The sequence below is a fragment of the Flavobacterium sp. FG68 genome (assembly GCF_057808895.1).
The window spans coordinates 36,003-54,023 of sequence record NZ_JBMDIY010000016.1 but is presented as its reverse complement, the minus strand read 5'-3'; the positions used below and the strand labels follow the sequence as shown (position 1 = coordinate 54,023).

General features: G+C 35.6%; 11 protein-coding genes. 5 read left to right on the top strand and 6 right to left on the bottom strand.

Going from position 1 to position 18,021, the window contains the following annotated elements:
* Nucleotides 1-176: 176 nt before the first annotated feature.
* The 4 genes from ACODSB_RS11910 to ACODSB_RS11895 form a co-directional block, all read right to left on the bottom strand.
* On the bottom strand, nucleotides 177-977 hold the full coding sequence (locus ACODSB_RS11910; RefSeq protein ID WP_488937200.1) for a TatD family hydrolase: 801 nt from the start codon (nucleotides 975-977) through the stop codon (nucleotides 177-179).
* 79 nt (nucleotides 978-1,056) lie between these two features.
* A complete protein-coding gene (locus ACODSB_RS11905; protein WP_180858273.1) occupies nucleotides 1,057-1,392 on the bottom strand; it encodes a S24 family peptidase in 336 nt (111 codons plus the stop codon).
* 293 nt (nucleotides 1,393-1,685) lie between these two features.
* The gene (locus ACODSB_RS11900) at nucleotides 1,686-3,107 is read right to left on the bottom strand and encodes an RtcB family protein (protein WP_488937199.1); all 1,422 of its coding nucleotides are present in this window, start codon (nucleotides 3,105-3,107) and stop codon (nucleotides 1,686-1,688) included.
* Nucleotides 3,108-4,154: 1,047 nt separating this feature from the next.
* Entirely contained in the window at nucleotides 4,155-5,681 is a 1,527-nt protein-coding gene (locus ACODSB_RS11895; RefSeq protein ID WP_488937198.1) for a TROVE domain-containing protein, read from the bottom strand.
* Between the two features lie 122 nt (nucleotides 5,682-5,803).
* On the opposite strand from ACODSB_RS11895, the gene ACODSB_RS11890 reads away from it, so the two are divergent.
* Entirely contained in the window at nucleotides 5,804-6,418 is a 615-nt protein-coding gene (locus ACODSB_RS11890; RefSeq protein WP_488937197.1) for an HD domain-containing protein, read from the top strand.
* Between the two features lie 398 nt (nucleotides 6,419-6,816).
* On the opposite strand, the gene ACODSB_RS11885 is transcribed toward ACODSB_RS11890, so the two are convergent.
* Together ACODSB_RS11885 and ACODSB_RS11880 are read right to left on the bottom strand one after the other, a co-directional pair.
* Entirely contained in the window at nucleotides 6,817-7,818 is a 1,002-nt protein-coding gene (locus tag ACODSB_RS11885; RefSeq protein ID WP_488937196.1) for a PorP/SprF family type IX secretion system membrane protein, read from the bottom strand.
* A 15-nt stretch (nucleotides 7,819-7,833) separates the two neighbouring features.
* Nucleotides 7,834-12,207 carry a PKD domain-containing protein gene (locus ACODSB_RS11880; RefSeq protein ID WP_488937195.1) on the bottom strand — a complete coding sequence of 1,458 codons (4,374 nt, stop codon included), beginning with the start codon at nucleotides 12,205-12,207 and terminating at the stop codon, nucleotides 7,834-7,836.
* Nucleotides 12,208-12,528: 321 nt separating this feature from the next.
* Here ACODSB_RS11880 and ACODSB_RS11875 point away from each other — a divergent pair, with 321 nt between their 5' ends.
* The 4 genes from ACODSB_RS11875 to ACODSB_RS11860 all read left to right on the top strand — a co-directional run bounded on the left by ACODSB_RS11875 (nucleotide 12,529) and on the right by ACODSB_RS11860 (nucleotide 17,991).
* Nucleotides 12,529-13,566 carry a helix-turn-helix transcriptional regulator gene (locus tag ACODSB_RS11875; RefSeq protein WP_488937194.1) on the top strand — a complete coding sequence of 346 codons (1,038 nt, stop codon included), beginning with the start codon at nucleotides 12,529-12,531 and terminating at the stop codon, nucleotides 13,564-13,566.
* Nucleotides 13,567-13,787: 221 nt separating this feature from the next.
* Entirely contained in the window at nucleotides 13,788-14,273 is a 486-nt protein-coding gene (locus ACODSB_RS11870; protein ID WP_180858261.1) for a MarR family winged helix-turn-helix transcriptional regulator, read from the top strand.
* Between the two features lie 52 nt (nucleotides 14,274-14,325).
* The gene (locus ACODSB_RS11865) at nucleotides 14,326-16,716 is read left to right on the top strand and encodes a 3-hydroxyacyl-CoA dehydrogenase/enoyl-CoA hydratase family protein (RefSeq protein ID WP_488937193.1); all 2,391 of its coding nucleotides are present in this window, start codon (nucleotides 14,326-14,328) and stop codon (nucleotides 16,714-16,716) included.
* A gap of 93 nt (nucleotides 16,717-16,809) precedes the next feature.
* Complete coding sequence (locus ACODSB_RS11860; RefSeq protein ID WP_488937192.1) at nucleotides 16,810-17,991, top strand: thiolase family protein; 1,182 nt, start codon at nucleotides 16,810-16,812, stop codon at nucleotides 17,989-17,991.
* Nucleotides 17,992-18,021 lie beyond the last annotated feature (30 nt).

The window sequence follows — 18,021 nt, the reverse complement described above, 5'->3', positions numbered from 1 at the left end:
ACTGAATTATTGTTAAAAATAGATATAAGAAAAAATTATTTTAACATCTCATTTCTATATTAATTTTCAATTATTATTTTTTTCTTCATTATCCCAAATATATATAAACAAAAAACCTTTAAACCCAGTACAAACACCTGATTTAAAAGCCAACAAATAATCTTTTATAAATATTTCTAAATAGTAAAAAAGCTTTTAGAATTCCTACTCGTTTCCTCCGCCACTTTATCTAAAGTAATTCCTTTAAACTGTGCAATTGTTCCGGCAACAAAAGGCAGAAAAGCAGGTTCGCATCTTCGTTCGTGATATTGCTGCAAAAGACTTTTCGGAACATTTTTTGGAAGCATAAACGGCGCATCGGTTTCGATCATCATTCGGTCAAGCGGAACGTATTGAATGACTTCTTTTAAATGACTGAAACGTTTGGTATCAGAAATCGCTCCTGTAAAACCAAGATAAAATCCGTTATCGAGATAGGTTTTGGCTTCTTGCAAAGTTCCCGTAAAACAATGCACGACTGCTTTTGGCAATTGTGGTAAATAGTCTTTTGTAATATTCATAAACCTTGTAAAAGCAGCTCTTTCGTGCAAAAACAAAGGTTTCTGAACTTCGATCGCCAATTCTAATTGCGCTTTATAACATTCTTCCTGTTTGTTTCTGGGCGAAAAATCACGATCAAAATCGAGTCCGCATTCGCCAACAGAAACGACTTGTTTTTGCTTTAATAAATTTCGCAGTTTTGAAATGCTTTTTTCGTCAAAACTCTTCGCATCATGCGGATGAATTCCGGCTGTGGAATATAATATTCCCGGATATTGTTTTGCGATTTCTAATGAAGCTTCGCTGTTTCGTATGCTTGTTCCCGTTAGGATCATTTGCGATACGTCGGCGTCGAGCGCGTCTTGTACAACATCGTCTATGTCGTTTTGGAATTGTTTATTGGTTAGGTTGATTCCTATGTCTATGTATGTTTTCATTTTTTTTATTTTTTTGCCACTAAGGCACTAAGACACAAAGTTTTTTATTTTTAAGGTGATTAAAATTGGAATTTGGAATTTAATCTTTGTCCATTTTCATATAAATTACCTCATTTTTAAACTCGCCCTGAATTACTTTTCCGTAAATGATTTTTGTCCAGCCATTTTCGAATCCGTGATTATTGGCGATTAGGAAACCTTTGTTTGTGTCGGTTTTTATGATTTTATGGGCGTCGATGTATCTGCCTTTTACTTTGCAGAATACTATATCGCCTATTTGGTAATTTTCGCTTTTTATAAATGTTAAGAGACTTCCGCTTTTTAATATGGGCCGCATTGAGTCTCCAAATGCTTTCATCTTTCCATTTCCGACTGTTTCTAATTCTGTTTTCAGTCGTTCGTATTTGTTATTCATATTTTTATTTTTGCCACGAAGGCTCTAAGACGCAAAGTTTCTTTTTGATCTTTGGTTTGTTTTTAATCTCGCAAAGACGCGAAGTCACAAAGTTTTTTTTGCCACAGATTATAAAGATTAAAAGGATTATTAAAAAATCTGCTGGATCTGCGTGAAAAAATTCTTTGCGAACTTTGCGTAAATCTTTGTGTGCTTTGCGGTTAAAATCATCACAAAGCGTTAGACGCACTGCTGTGCGTCTCTACGCTGAAAACTGCGACTGTGATTGAACACTCAAAACTGATCACTGACCACTAGTCCTCTCTACTCCCGTCATCCGCCATTCTCACTAATTTTGGGGTAAATTTGGCTACGACATCTACTAAATCTTGTTGTGCTTCCATTACCTGATTGATATCTTTATACGCCATTGGTGCTTCGTCCAGACCTGCTCCAATAAGTGTAACACCGTGATCTTTTAAGATCGTTTTCATCTCGGTTTGTGTGATGTTTTTTATGGCCTGAGTTCTGCTCATTTGTCTTCCTGCTCCGTGTGAAGCGGAATTTATGGCGTTCTCCTCACCTTTTCCTCTCACCAAAAATCCCGGTGCGGTCATACTTCCGGGAATGATTCCCATAACGCCTTTTCCGGCTGGAGTTGCCCCTTTTCTATGCACGATTACTTCTTCGCCATTCCAGATTTCTTTCCATGCGAAATTATGGTGGTTTTCGACTTTGGCTAAAATTGTTGCTCCCAAAGCTTTTTCCATTTTGTTATGGATAATCTCGTGACAAGCCGAAGCGTAATCTCCCGCAAGATTCATCGCCAGCCAATATTCCTGTCCTAATTGTGAATTCATATCCAAATAAGCTAAGTTTCTTGCTACTTCTGGAAGTTTACATTCGTCTTTGGCAATTTTGGTATAATGTCCGGCAATTGTTGCGCCCATTCCGCGTGAACCTGAATGCGTTAACAAAGCGACGTATTTTCCTTTAGGGATATTCAAAACGGCATCGTCTTTTGCAAATTCCATGATTCCGAATTCCACAAAGTGATTTCCTCCACCTGAAGATCCTAATTGTGACCAGGCTTTATCTTTTAAATTCTTCACAAACGGATTCATATTAAATGTATCGTTCTCCAAAACCGCATGATCTGATTTGTATTGTCCGTGAAATCCATGACCTGCTCCAAAAATAGAATTCGCAATTAATTCTTTTTTGAATTTGGCTTCGTTTTCAAAGTAAAAATCTTCCGGAATATCGTAAACTGACAATGCCATTCTACATCCAATATCAACGCCAACACCATACGGAATAATGGCATTTTTGGTGGCTAAAACTCCGCCAATTGGTAATCCGTAACCTTGATGCGCGTCTGGCATTAAAGCTCCGGCAACTGTAACGGGAAGTTTCATTGCTACTTCCATTTGTTTTCTGGCTCCGTCTTCGATATGATCTAATCCGTACGCAGAATAAGCATTTGGATTTTCATTTAAAGCAATGAAATCTTCCGGTTTTTCATTTGCTTTTTCGATTAAAGCAACGGCTAGTTTGCTGAAGATTTTATCGTCTATATAGTTTTCTGGAGTTTCTAAAACGTTTTTGAAATTAGTGATCATTTGATCGCGGTTAAATCCGTTTCTTTTGCTGTTTATTTTTAAGGCAATCCCAATTATTTTTCCTTCCGGGAATCCTAATTCTAATATATCTGTACCGTTTATTTGTGTATTCATTTGTTTTGTTTTTTTGATAGTACAAAGGTTGTTTTGTACTGCGCAGTTATTTTGCGTAGCTATTTTAATTCTAAATTTTTTGCTCAGCGAAGACATATTTCTCGCAAAGTCGCAAGGGCGCAAAGTTTTATTTTAAGTGATTAACACACAGTTTGTCATTTCGAGGAACGAGAAATCTCCACGAGAAGCTCTACAAAGATTGGACTCTCGTTACGGAGTTACTTGCGCAGATTTCTCGTTCCTCGAAATGACAAACCTGGTGTTTAATTTTATTTATTTGATGTTTATTCTACATCCATTTTAATTAATAATTTAAAAGAGGTAATGTTTAGGAATGGTTTAATTTTCTTTGGAACGAAGGAACCATTTCCTGACGACACTCTTTTTTTAAGAGCAATAATCTATTAAGTGACTTTAGGACTCGAACCTAACTAATCAACCAACGAAGTAACACTTATAAACGGCATCTTATTTTTTGAAAAAGTGATAATTGATGAGAGTATTTTGAACCCTATACGAAGTAGCTCTCACACACGGCATTTTTCATTTTTTAAAAGAAGTAAAAAGCAATAAGAGAAACGGGGCTTGTCTTGCCAGAGTCGAACTGGATAGCCTTGCTGATTTTACAACTTCGCTATTCCTCCCCTAAATTTGAGACGAAGTAACTCTTATTTACGACATTCTTTTTATTTTATCGGGTTATGAGCGACAAGAGACTATTTTATGCGTGTTTCCACTTACACCATCAGATTATCTGAACAGGATTCGAACCTGTAACACAATTCCCTCGAAGTAACTCTTGTCTACGACACCAATGTATTTTAAACAAGGCAATAAGCAATAAATGACATATCCTGCTCTAACCATCTGAGCTATATTTTTATAATTAAACAAAAATAGTGAGAATCGAACTCACGACCCGGGCGTTAAAAATGCGAAGTAACACTTATTTACGGCACTTGTTTTTTCTTTATTTTCAATGAACTTATTTCTTTTACAAATATTCAAATACTACTGCGCAATTATTCTGCGCAGCAGATTCTTTTTTTACAATTCTATTCGATTGATGTAATTCAACGCACTGTTTTTATCTTCTAAAGCATTCAAAACATCAAATACTTTATCTGACCAGCCGGCTATTAAATATACATCGTTTTTTTCGATGTTTATTGGTGACTGACCGTAACCAGCCAAATCAAATAAATACAATTTTGCGTTTGGTGCGATAGTTTTGTATCGGTTCCATGAGTTTGCAAATGAATCTTTTGTGTACGTATTATTCCACATTTGAACATCTGTAAACAACATTACTTTATCTACAATTTCTTTTCGGCTGATTAAATCTTCTACAACCAAATGACCGTTTGTATCGTAACCCTCTTCACCTTCGCGTTTGTAATATTCGTTAACGTTAGCCAATATGCTTCGTTTTGGCATATTGATTATTTTCCAACGGTCACCAAACATACCGCTTACTACATTTTGGCAACGGCTTTGCATTAACATACCCAACATCAAACCGATATCGTAAAGCATTACTTTACTTTTTGGTGAGATTGCTTTTTGCATTGAACCCGAAACGTCGCAGGCAATTACAACCGATGTATTGACATCAAAACCTTTTATGTTTTGTGAACTTGCCATAACGGCATCTTCTAAAGCATCTAAAACCATTGAAGTGTATTTGAAATTCAAGTCTTTCACTTCACGATATGCTGCTAAAAAACGAAATGGCAATTGTTTTGAGTTGGCGACCGCTTTTTCGTTAGAAAGGTAATCGCATACTTTCAACATATGAAAACCGGAAACATTGGCTTCTAAGATATTTCGTAAGTTACGCAACAATGCCATGTAACCTATTTTACCGCTGTCGATTAATTCTTCCCATTTCTGAGTAAATGCTTTTTGCTTTTCATTCTCATCATAGAATTTTACTTGACCTAATTGCGACAACTCTGTTTCCCATGTATATGGCGTTTGCAAAGTGTTGTTTACCAATTTATCAAAGATTAATTGCTGTGCTTTATCTTTTGCTTTTGGATGAACCAAAAACAAAGCGTCTTTTAATTTTACAGCGCCATCACGATTGTATTTTGCGAATTGGTATTCGTCAAATTTGTTGAACGAAACGGCTAAACCTTTTTGTATTTGTTTTGATAAACGGTTTAACTTTTTAACGCCATTTCGTTCGTTTGCCATTTGGTAATACGCTAACAATTCTGTTATTTCGTCTGCACGTTGTATAACGTGTGTGATCATTTTACTGATTAATGAATCACCAGAATATATCTTGGCTAATTCTACTACCAAAACTAATGGTACAGAACGCATATGCATTTCGTTACGGGCATAAACAGCCAATTTTGCTACAAATACCGGATTGCTTTTTTTGATTAGGCTTTGTATTCTTTGTAAACGAGTTGTATCTTTTTCATAAAATGAAGCGTTTAAACTTGTTGTTACAACTGCTGCGTACAATTCGTATTCTGATGTTAAAGAAAAAGCTGGTGCATTTTCATGATTAACTATATTGCTTTTATTGTTTTTCTCTTTTGCTAAAAAATTGAATTTCATAATTTCTGGTTTTTAAAATTAGACAATGGTTATTGTTTTATTTCCTGAGCAAAGATTTCAGAACTACTGCGCAATTATTTTGCGCAGTAAAAAAGAAATTTTAAATTTGAGTAAAAAAGATCATGAATTTAGAGAAAATCTATTCTGAATTACTTTTGAATATTGGCTTTTCAGCAAATGAAATTCAGCAGAACTGGAAGGATCTAGAAAAGGCATATTCAACAAAATCAAGGCATTATCACAACTTAACTCATATTTCGGCTATGATTGAGAGTTTTGAAACGTATCGTGATAAACTGCAAAATCCAAATGAAATATTATTTTCTATTTTTTATCATGATTTTGTTTATTCGGCTTCTAAAAAAGATAACGAACTTAAAAGCGCCGAATATGCTTTGGCAATTTTACCTGAAAATGTCAACTTAAATAAGCAATTAGTATTTGATGCTATTTGTGCTACGCAGCAACATCAGCATAATAATATTGAGGATATTAACTGGCTGATTGATTTTGATTTGAAAATTCTTGCCAGAGATTGGGAAGATTATAAAATCTATTTTGAACAAATTAGAAAGGAATATCGTATTTATCCTGATTTTCTATACAAACCCGGGCGTGCCAAAGCCCTGAAACATTTTCTGGAAAATGAGTTTATTTTTCAGACCACTGAATTCCGAAATTTATATGAGGAGAAAGCGAGAATTAATATTGAAAAAGAGATTTCTTTATTAACGTAAAATTATCCGTAGCAATATTCCGTAGAGACGCACCGTAGAGGCGCACCGTAGAGGCGCACTGCAGTGCGTCTACGCAAAGTAATTCGACACCAATATGCCGTAATAATTAAACCCGACAGGTTTTGAAAATCTGTCGGGTTTTCTGTATGTGCTTTACGTTGTGGATAATCGTTGCGGAGACGCACTGTTGTGCGCCTCTACGGTGCGCCTCTACGGAATATCTGTGTGGAATATCTGGGCGGAAAATTGAAATCATTTTATAATTATTAAAAACGATTTTTTTTGTTATCTCAGATGCGTGAGGGATTGAGGCGGTATCCTTTTGTGAAGAGAAACGGAACAAAAGATATAGCCGAAAGCCCGACCCGAAGGGACACGCCCAAATTATTATCCTTATATTATTTCCCTGAATAGTTAGGACAGCCGAAACATTTTCTGCTTAAATCAAACTGATAGGTTAACGAAAGTTCGTAGATTCCGCCGGTTTTCCCAATTTTTGTTGTGTTTAAATCGTATGAAAGTCCAAATCTTAAATGCTCATATTGCAAGCCTGTGAAAAGGTTTACAGAAGTCAGCAAATCGCCGTTGATTCCGTTTTTTGCGGGATTTGTTACGGCTGTTGCACCAAAGAATATTTTTTCGAATAAAATTGAAGCTCCTAGATCAAGTCGGTTGTATCGGCCTTGCTGCATGTAATTTGAGGTTACAAAAAACTTGGTTTCGTACGGAAGCAGTAATACATCGATATAATCTATTACGAGGAATTCGTAACCTGCGCTCAAGGAGAAAAAGGTATTTAAGGGCACATTTCCATCTGAACTAAAGGCAATATTTGGTTTGTTAAGATGTTTCATCGAAAGGCCAACCCAAGCGTTGTCGTTATTGAAAACCATTCCGGCAGAAACATCAAAAAATGTCATCTTTCTGTTTAACAATGTCGGATCCATTGTGTTTGAATTTATTACACCTGTTCGAATATTAATTTGATCTTCGAGCAATAAATTTTGAAATCCAAATGATTTAAGTCCGAAACCAGCTTCGACAGCAGGTCTAAAATACCAATCGTCATTTAATCTTACTTTGTAAGCGTAATTTGCATTTATCTGCGAATAATTATAGCTAGTCAGGTTTTCTCTTTGGTTTAAAAAACTGATTCCTAAACCGCTGTTTAATTTATCACTCCAGGTATTTACAAATGCATAATCAGTATCAATCCTTAAATCTAAATCCGGCCATTGTTCACGGTGAATTATACCTGCATAAGTGGTTTCCATAAATCCTGTAAATCCCGGATTTAGGGTTTCCGGAATTAGAAAATATTGTGTAAAAACAGGATCTTGCGCTTTTGCCTGAGAATAGAAGCAACATGTAATAATTATAATAAATAGTTTTAATCTCATTGGTTATTCTGTTGCTTATTTAATTAGTGTAAATGCTCCTTTTTCTACTACAGTATGGTGGTAAAAGGTATTTAAGGTTATTTTATAATAGTAGTTCCCGTTTTCGGCATCTATATCTTTTACTTTTCCATTCCAGCCTCTAATATTTGTTCCGGTTTCTGAATAAATAACAGCGCCCCAAGTGTCATAAACGTCTAAGGTAATGTCTGATAAACCAAGGAATACTGGCGCAAACGTATCGTTCATTCCGTCGTTATTTGGTGTAAAGGCATTTGGCATAATTAAGCTGTATCCTTTTTCTACTTTTAATGTTGTAGTATATGTATATTGACAGCCAAACGGATAGGTTACGGTTTGCTTTATAGTATACGTTCCTTCTTTAGTATAGATATGTTTTGGATTTTCTTCGTCTGAGAAATTTCCATCTCCGAAATCCCAGGAAATTAAAGTGAAAGTTCCAGTCGCTAAATTGGTAAATGTGATAGGATCGTAAATTGAATATAAATCGTACATGTCTTTTCCGTAAGAACCTGTGGAGAAGTTAGCAATACCTAAAACTGGCGTATCAACATTATACGAAACATCGGCAGAACAGCCAAAACTGTCTTTTACGGTAAAGATTACCAAACCGTTATTGTCGGTATTCATAATTTCACCATTTGCTCCAGAAACTACTCCATCTGACCAGCTCAATGTATAAGGCGGAATTCCTCCTTTTACATGTCCTACAAATGTTTGTTTAACATGTTTGGTATCACAATTGAAATCTGTTAAGACTTCGATTGAAGGTGTAAGCTGTTCGAAACGGGTAATTTTAAACGATGCCGATTTATTACATCCGTTGGCGTCGGTTACCTTTACGGTATAATTATTTGGTATTAAATTTTCTAAATCTTCAGTAGTTGCACCATTTGACCAGTCGTATGTAAATGGCGGTGTTCCACCAGTTACAACCAAATTAATTGAACCTGTATTAGCATTAAGACAGTCTAACGGATTTTTAACATCGGCGTTTAATTCTAATAATAAAGGATTATCAATTATCCATGAACCTTTAATGATACAGTTTTTCCCGTCGGTAATTGTTACTGAATATGTTCCTGGCCCTAAATTATTTCTTTCGATTCCGGCTGTTGCGTCATCATCCCAAACTAATTTTACCGGAGCTTTTCCACCTACAAGATTTAAACGAATATGAGCGTCTTTTTCGCCATAACAAGATATTTTTTTAATATCTGGATTGATTTTAAAAATTGGCGCGTTCTCAATTACAATCGTAAAATCTTTAGGACAGCCAACAGCATCGGTAATAGAAATAATATACGTTCCTGCTGATAAATTATTCTGTACAAGTCCGGTTCCTAAATTGCTCCATTTAACAATGTACGGATCTCCGGTTGCAAAGGGAACTCCGCCAGTTATCTTGTTAATCGTTATCGAAGCATCGGCATAATCATAACAAGCAATTTCGGTTTTAGTATAATCTAATTTTATTTCATCGTTTTGAAGTAATATAACATCAAGATCATCCGTACATCCAGAATTATCTGAAACGGTTAGATGATAATTTCCGGCTGGAACATTTCTTAGATTTTGAGAATAACTCGTATATCCGTTTGGACCTGTCCAAAAATATCTGTAGCTGTAAACACCCGGAGAAGTTTCTGTTACTCTACCTCCAACTGTTTTTACATCAATTTCTCCTGTTGAATAACCATAACATAAAATATCTACTTTGCTTACAAAACTAAGTTCTAATAATGGCGGTTCTTCGATCTTGTAATTTCCATGTAGAATACCACAGTTATTTTTTTCTGTAATGGTTACATCATAAACTCCCGGCTCCAGATTGCTCAGGTTTCCGGAATTTGCAGTAAAAGGGTTTCCGTCTTTTGTCCATACATAGGTATATGGCTGATTTCCGCCAGATACGTTTATATTAATCCTTCCATCATTAAGACCAAAACAGGTTATATCTTGTTTGTATTCTCCTAAAATTTGAAATTTCCCCGGTTCACCAACATAATACGATCGTGAAAACGGACAATTACCATTATCTCCTACTGTTAAATTATAATACCCTGGTTTTAAGCTCGAAATGTTTTGGTTCGAACTCGTGTATCCGTCAGGACCTGTCCACGTATACGTATAAGGTGCGCCTGTTGTAAATGGAATTCCTCCTGCAACTGTTATGTTTATTACACCGTCGTTAGCTCCAAAACAAGTTCCCGGCTTTATAATTTCTGTTACATTTATCAATGGATCGACTGTTACGGTAATCGTAAAATCTGGTCCCGGACAAAGTTTAGAAATTGGTGAAACGGTATAAACAACCGTTGCACGATTATTAGTAAGATTAGTTAAAGTTTGACCAATGCTTGTTCTTGGAGTTGTTTCTGCAAATGCACCGCTTATTGCTCCCGCAGGAGTAACTACCGGATTCGACCAAACAAAAGTTGTTCCGGCTGGTACATTATCTGTAGTTCCGTTGCTGACTGGTGTGATCTGAAATGAATTGCCACTGCAAATTACTGCCGTTTTCGGTGTTATTACAGGCGAAAGAACCATATCTACAGAAAAATTTCTTGATACACTTGTTGTTCCGCAGCTATTTGTAACACTAAAAGTAGCGGTATAATTTCCGGTTTTGGTATAATTTATTGAACCCGGATTTAGTGATGTAGATGTTGAAGGCGTTCCTCCCGGAAAACTCCATAAATAGGTAATCTCTGAGCTTGGCGAACAAGTTTCTACCACAGTACCAACTGGTCTGATTGTGGCAGATTTACAGAAATCAGAAATAGGATCTAATTTGATTACCGGTTTCTTTTTTACATCAATATATCTTGTAGTATATTGATAAACACCGCAAGAATTTAGTGTTCTTAATCGTAATTCGTATGTTCCCGGAATACTGAAATTAATAACTGGATTTCTAACATACTGGCCATTTACAAAATAAGATTGTCCCTGCCCTTTTCCACAAAATCCTTCATAATAACTCAAAACTTCCCAATAGTAACTTTCTGCACCACAGCCTAAACTTGTGTCTGTTGTATTGGTAATCTGAACATTTTCTGAAGCACAAGCTGTTGCATAAGTAAAACTTGGTACTAATACAGGCTCTACACAAATAGTTTGTGTGGTTGATCTTCCAATTCCGCAGGGAGTTTGAGCAGATAATTTTATGGTATAAGTTCCCGGCTGAGTATAGACGTGAGAAGGACTTACTTCTCTGGAAACAGGTGTTCCGTCTCCAAAATCCCAAGTGTATACATTATAAGTGCTGCAATCATTTGTATAACCTGCCTGAGTTGTATTATGAAATTGAGTATACGTATTTGCACATGCAATACTTTGTACGTTGAAACTTATTACAGGAACATCTAAAATAATAATTGGCCCTGCGGTTAAATAAGTGCTTCCGCAAGAAGTTGTTATGGTTAATGTAACGGTATTTCCTGACGGACAGTTAAATCGTGTGAACGTATGCGGAATAGGGAAATTTTGCGACGCCTGCGGATTTAAACTGTTATAATATGGAGAACTTTCTAATTGCGCCTGCGTATAACTTTGGAAAGTTCCATCGCCATAATTTACCTGATAATTAGTATCTGACGGGTTAAGTCCCCACGATCCTATCGCAAAATCCATTGGCGGTACAGGCGTACATAAGTTAGTGGTGTTACCAGGTGCGATAAGCGCCCCAATTGGGTTATTAGAATTTTTTACTACATAGGTAATCGAATTATTGCAGGTACCTGTTCCCATTGCAGTAATTACCATATTAAACGAACCTAATTTTTTGTATTCATGTTTTTTAGGAAAAACAACATTAGTTTCGGTGCTGCCGTCTCCCCAATCTACATTGTAAGATGTGACACAAGAAGCAGAAGCTGAGCTGTTTCCAACATTTATAGTATATTTTGGATTTGAGTTATTATCACCACATCTTTCAAAAGGTTTTGCAGATGTAGGAGCACTTAAATCTACGAATTTTAGATCTGGTTTTTGCTTAACCGAAACAGTTTTGGTAACCGAATTTACTTCACCATTAGCATCTGTAACAGTAAGTTTTACAGTAAAATTTTGAGACCCGCAGCCAAGTGCTGTAAAAGCATGGTTCGGGTTATTTATTGCTGCTGAAGTACCATCTCCAAAATCCCATTTATAAGTAAAAGGTGCCGCGCCGGTAACTACTGCATTGAATGTCACAGGAGTACCCGAACAGGTATTGTTATTGGTAAAATTAAAATCAACAGTTGGAGGAACCGTAAGATTATAACAATCCTTAAGGGCTAAATTACTTCTGTCATTTGTATTAAAGGCAAATAATGAAGTAGTAATAAAAAAAACACAATATATGTGCAGCGAGTAAAGTTTCCCCATGTGGTATTGTTAAAATTTGTGCGGTAAAAGTAGACGATTTTATTTAACAAAAAAATAGTAGAAATACTCATTTTAAATAAGTTTTAAAACCACTACGCAAAGCTGTTGCGTATTATAATAAAATCAGTATTTTTATCATTTAATGAATCTAAAAAAATAAATAACAGTTCTTGAAATTCTAAAATTTGAATCTCACAAAACCGCTAAGTTTTATTTAATGCCACAGATTAAAGGATTAAAATGATTAAAAAATCTGCTCAGATCTGTTAAATCTGCGGGAAACAAAATTTAGAGCTTTTGCTACCAAAATCCATATAATATATGTCACAAAATAAAAACGCCTTAATTCGCTACAAAACAATCGACAAATGTCTGCAGAATAAATACCGGCAATGGACTTTAGAAGATTTAATCGAATGCTGTTCTGAAGCTTTATTTGAATATGAAGGCCGGGAAAATCCTATAAGCAAGCGAACGATTCAAATGGACATTCAATTGATGCGAAGTGAAAAACTGGGTTATAATGCTCCGATTGTCGTTTACGATAAAAAGTTTTATAAATATGAAGACGAAGATTTCACGATAACCGATATTCCGCTGACGGAAACGGATATGAATGTTTTAACCGAAACAGTTTCGATGTTAAAACAATTCAAAGATTTCTCTCTATTTAATGATGTATCGGATATTTTACAGCGTTTGGAAGATAAAATCTACGCCGAAAAGTCGCATACAAAACCTGTAATATATTTGGATAAAAATGAAAACTTAAAAGGGCTGCATTATTTAGATGAAATTTATCAGGCAATTATAAAGAAGATGGTTCTTATAATTACTTATAAATCTTTTAAATCGAGAGAAGAAACAAAATTTCATTTTCATCCTTTTATATTAAAAGAATTCAACAACCGCTGGTTTTTAATCGGGAAGAAAAAAGCATCGCAACCAATTACAAATTTAGCTTTGGACAGAATTATTTCTATTGATTACGATTTTAATCTTCCTTATTTAGAAGAAGATTTTGATGCAGATAATTATTATAAAGATGTAATTGGAGTTACAGTCAATTCAGGATTAAAAGCAAGGAGAATTGAATTGTGGGTCGATGCTTCAAATGCCCCGTACGTCCTCACAAAACCTTTGCATACTTCTCAGCGTGTTATTAAAGAAAATGAAGATGGAAGTATTATTGTGCATTTGTTTGTAATACCGAATTATGAAATGGAAAGGCTTTTTCTAGGTTTTGGAAGCTGTGTTGAAATTTTAAGACCCGAAGGACTCAGAAATCGTATAAAAAAGATTTTTCAGGATTCAATTTCAAGATACGAACCTGAAAATTCTATTGAATTAAATTCATAATTTTTTGAAGAATGAAGAATTAAACCCGATTTTAAAATTAAAAAAAGATTTTGACACCATTAAAAATGTTAAAATCCAAAAAAAGAATAGTATATTTCACTCTAAATAAACCACCAAACCACTCTAAATCAGTGGGATTTTTTAACTAACCAAAAATTTATTAAAAAATTATATGCATGCATAGTATTTTTTAATTATATTTGAAATCGATATAGTTACCTATGAAAGACAAAACAATAGATTATATTTTGAGAGCTACATGGCAGGCTGTTTCAAGAATGTATAATGAAGAGGCTGCGAAGTACGATGCTACCATGGCAACAGGATTTGCTCTTTTAAGTATGGATAAGGAAGAAGGAACTCCATCAACCGCTTTAGGCCCTAGAATGGGTATGGAAGCAACCAGCTTAACAAGAACACTTAAATCTATGGAAGAAAAAGGTTTAATTGTTCGCAAAAAGAACCCAAGTGACGGACGAGGTGTTTTAATCTACCTGACCGACTTTGGAAAAGAAAAAAGAGATTTATCTAAAAATACAGTTCTGAAATTTAATGAAACGGTTAGAAAACATGTATCAGACGAAAAACTGAAACATTTTATAGAAGTTTCTGAAATCATAAACGAATTAATTCAGGATAAAAATATTTTCAATCACACGAGCGCCAGCGATTTGGCGAAGCAAACAGAAAACCCAGAAAATGAATAATCTTTTTTAAGAGAAAATTCAAATTCTACCCAAAAAAACAAATTTTACAAATATGAAACGCACAATTAAAAAAGTTGCTGTAATTGGATCCGGAATTATGGGTTCAGGTATAGCTTGTCATTTTGCTAACATTGGTGTTGAAGTTTTACTTCTGGACATCGTACCTCGCGAACTGACTGAAGCTGAAGCTAAAAAAGGATTAACACTTGAAAGTAAAGCCGTTCGCAACCGTGTGGTAAACGAACATTTGGCGAATTCATTAAAATCAAAACCCTCTCCTATTTACAGCCAAAAATTCGCAAACCGAATCACAACTGGAAATACAACCGATGATATGGCAAAAATTGCCAATGTTGACTGGATTATCGAGGTTGTTGTAGAGCGTTTAGACATTAAGAAATTAGTTTTTGAACAAATCGAGAAATTCCGCAAACCGGGAACTTTGGTTACTTCTAACACTTCTGGTATTCCAATTCATTTTATGAGTGAAGGAAGAAGCGAAGATTTTCAACAACACTTCTGCGGAACTCACTTTTTTAACCCTGCGCGTTACTTAAAATTATTTGAAATTATTCCTGGTCCAAAAACTTCAACTGAAGTATTGGATTTCTTAAACGAATACGGATCTAAATTCTTAGGAAAAACTTCGGTTGTTGCTAAAGATACTCCAGCGTTTATCGGAAACAGAATTGGTATTTACGGAATCCAAAGTTTATTCCACTTGGTAAAAGAAATGGGATTAACGATCGAAGAAGTTGATAAATTGACAGGACCAGTAATTGGTCGTCCAAAATCGGCTACTTTCCGTACGGTTGACGTTGTTGGTTTAGATACTTTGGTACACGTTGCCAACGGTATTTATGAAAACTGCCCAAATGACGAACAACACGAATTGTTCAAACTTCCTGTTTTCATCAACAAAATGATGGAAAATAATTGGTTAGGAAGCAAAACCGGACAAGGTTTCTACAAAAAAGTAGACAAAGATATTCTTTCTTTAGACTTAGATACATTAGAATACCGCACTGCAAAAAAAGCAAATTTTGCTACTCTTGAACTAACAAAAACTATCGATAAACCAATCAATCGTTTTAAAGTTTTAGTAAAAGGAACAGACAAAGCGGGAGAGTTCTACCGTAAGAGTTTCGCCGGAATGTTTGCTTATGTGTCAAACAGAGTTCCTGAAATCTCAGACGAATTATACAAAATTGACGATGCCATGAAAGCTGGTTTTGGATGGGAAAATGGTCCATTCGAAATCTGGGATGCTATTGGTGTTGCCAAAGGAATTGAAATCATGAAAGCAGAAGGTTTAGAGCCTGCTGCATGGGTTACTGAAATGCTGGCTTCTGGAAGCGAAAGTTTCTATTCTGTAAAAGAAGGAGCGACTTATTTCTATAACATTCCAACAAAATCACAAGTAAAAGTTCCTGGACAAGATTCATTCATTATTCTAAACAACATCCGCGAAAGCAAAAAAGTTTGGAGCAATAGTGGTGCAATTATTCAGGATTTAGGAGATGGAATTTTGAACTTAGAATTCCAATCTAAAATGAATACAATTGGTGGCGACGTTCTACAAGCCATCAATAAAGCAATCGACTTATCTGAAAAAGAATATCAAGGTTTAGTTATTGGTAACCAAGCAGCGAATTTCTCTGTTGGTGCTAATATCGGAATGATTTTCATGATGGCGGTTGAGCAGGAATATGATGAATTGAACATGGCAATTAAATTGTTCCAAGATACAATGATGCGTGTTCGTTATTCTTCTATTCCAGTTGTGGTTGCGCCTCACGGAATGACTTTTGGTGGTGGATGCGAAATGAGCTTACACGCTGATAAAGTGGTTGCTGCGGCTGAAACTTATATGGGATTAGTTGAATTTGGTGTTGGAGTTATCCCTGGTGGTGGTGGTTCTAAAGAAATGACTTTAAGAGCATCTGATTTATTCCGCAAAAATGATGTGGAATTGAACGTTCTTCAAGAGTATTTCTTAACTATCGCAATGGCAAAAGTTTCAACTTCTGGTTATGAAGCTTTTGACACTGGACTTCTTCAACATGGAAAAGATGTTATTGTGGTAAACAAAGATCGTCAGATTGCTGAAGCTAAAAAACATGCTTTATTATTAGCTGAAGCTGGTTATACACAGCCTATCAGAAGAAACGACATTAAAGTTCTAGGAAAACAAGCATTAGGTATGTTCTTAGTTGGAACAGATCAAATGGAAGCTGGAAAATACATTTCTGAGCACGACAAGAAAATTGCTAACAAACTGGCTTATGTAATGGCTGGTGGTGATTTATCTGAAGCAACTTTAGTATCTGAACAATATTTATTAGATATCGAACGTGAAGCTTTCTTGAGTTTATGTACAGAACGCAAGACGTTAGAAAGAATCCAGTACATGTTGACTAAAGGAAAACCACTTAGAAATTAGAAAATAGAACAAAGAGAATAGAATATAGATTTAAGACTTCGTAAAGTCTATTTTCTATACTCTATCTTCTATACTCTTAAAAAACAAAAACAAATGAAAACAGCATATATAGTAAAAGCATATAGAACAGCAGTTGGAAAAGCTCCAAAAGGTGTTTTTAGATTTAAAAGACCTGATGAATTAGCTGCAGAAACGATCCAGTTTATAATGGACGAACTGCCTGATTTTGACAAAAAACGCATCGACGACGTTATGGTAGGAAATGCCATGCCGGAAGCAGAACAAGGACTTAACGTTGGACGTTTGATCTCTTTGATGGGATTAAAAGTAGAAGACGTTCCTGGTGTAACGGTTAACCGTTATTGCGCATCTGGATTAGAAACTATCGGAATGGCGACTGCTAAAATCCAATCAGGAATGGCAGATTGTATCATTGCCGGTGGCGCAGAAAGTATGAGTTTTATTCCGATGGGAGGTTACAAACCAACTCCGGATTATAAAGTTGCTGCTGCAGGTCACGAAGATTACTATTGGGGAATGGGTTTAACTGCTGAAGCGGTGGCTAACCAATACAAAATCTCAAGAGAAGATCAGGATGAGTTTGCTTACAACTCTCACATGAAAGCGTTGAAAGCGCAGGCAGAAGGAAAATTTGACAAACAAATTGTTCCAATTACTGTTGAGCAGACTTTCATCAATGAAAATGGTAAAAAAGAAACTAAATCATACGTTGTAAATAAAGACGAAGGTCCAAGAGCAGGAACTTCTAAAGAAGCTTTAGCAGGTTTAAAACCAGTTTTCGCTGCTGACGGAAGTGTAACGGCTGGTAACTCTTCTCAAATGAGTGACGGTGCTGCTTTTGTTTTAATCATGAGCGAAGAAATGGTAAAAGAATTAAACCTTGAACCAATCGCACGTTTAGTAAATTTTGCTTCTTCTGGTGTTGAACCAAGAATTATGGGTATTGGTCCTGTAAAAGCAATTCCGAAAGCGTTGAAACAAGCGGGATTAACTTTGAACGATATTGAATTAATCGAATTAAACGAGGCTTTTGCTTCACAAGCTTTAGCAGTAACTCGCGAGTTAAACATTAACCCGGAAATCGTAAACGTAAACGGTGGAGCAATTTCTTTAGGACACCCACTTGGATGTACGGGAGCTAAACTTTCTGTTCAGTTATTTGACGAAATGAAACGCAGAGGTAATAAGTACGGAATCGTTTCGATGTGTGTGGGAACTGGACAAGGTTCTGCGGGGGTTTACGAAGTATTATAAGGAAGAAAATAGAATATAGAGAATAGAATA

Excerpts from the sequence above, each read along its gene's own strand:
- ACODSB_RS11910 (WP_488937200.1), bottom strand. The coding sequence starts at position 977 with ATGAAAACATACATAGACATAGGAATCAACCTAACCAATAAACAATTC.
- ACODSB_RS11905 (WP_180858273.1), bottom strand. The coding sequence starts at position 1,392 with ATGAATAACAAATACGAACGACTGAAAACAGAATTAGAAACAGTCGGA.
- ACODSB_RS11900 (WP_488937199.1), bottom strand. The coding sequence starts at position 3,107 with ATGAATACACAAATAAACGGTACAGATATATTAGAATTAGGATTCCCG.
- ACODSB_RS11895 (WP_488937198.1), bottom strand. The coding sequence starts at position 5,681 with ATGAAATTCAATTTTTTAGCAAAAGAGAAAAACAATAAAAGCAATATA.
- ACODSB_RS11890 (WP_488937197.1), top strand. The coding sequence starts at position 5,804 with ATGAATTTAGAGAAAATCTATTCTGAATTACTTTTGAATATTGGCTTT.
- ACODSB_RS11885 (WP_488937196.1), bottom strand. The coding sequence starts at position 7,818 with ATGAGATTAAAACTATTTATTATAATTATTACATGTTGCTTCTATTCT.
- ACODSB_RS11880 (WP_488937195.1), bottom strand. The coding sequence starts at position 12,207 with ATGGGGAAACTTTACTCGCTGCACATATATTGTGTTTTTTTTATTACT.
- ACODSB_RS11875 (WP_488937194.1), top strand. The coding sequence starts at position 12,529 with ATGTCACAAAATAAAAACGCCTTAATTCGCTACAAAACAATCGACAAA.
- ACODSB_RS11870 (WP_180858261.1), top strand. The coding sequence starts at position 13,788 with ATGAAAGACAAAACAATAGATTATATTTTGAGAGCTACATGGCAGGCT.
- ACODSB_RS11865 (WP_488937193.1), top strand. The coding sequence starts at position 14,326 with ATGAAACGCACAATTAAAAAAGTTGCTGTAATTGGATCCGGAATTATG.
- ACODSB_RS11860 (WP_488937192.1), top strand. The coding sequence starts at position 16,810 with ATGAAAACAGCATATATAGTAAAAGCATATAGAACAGCAGTTGGAAAA.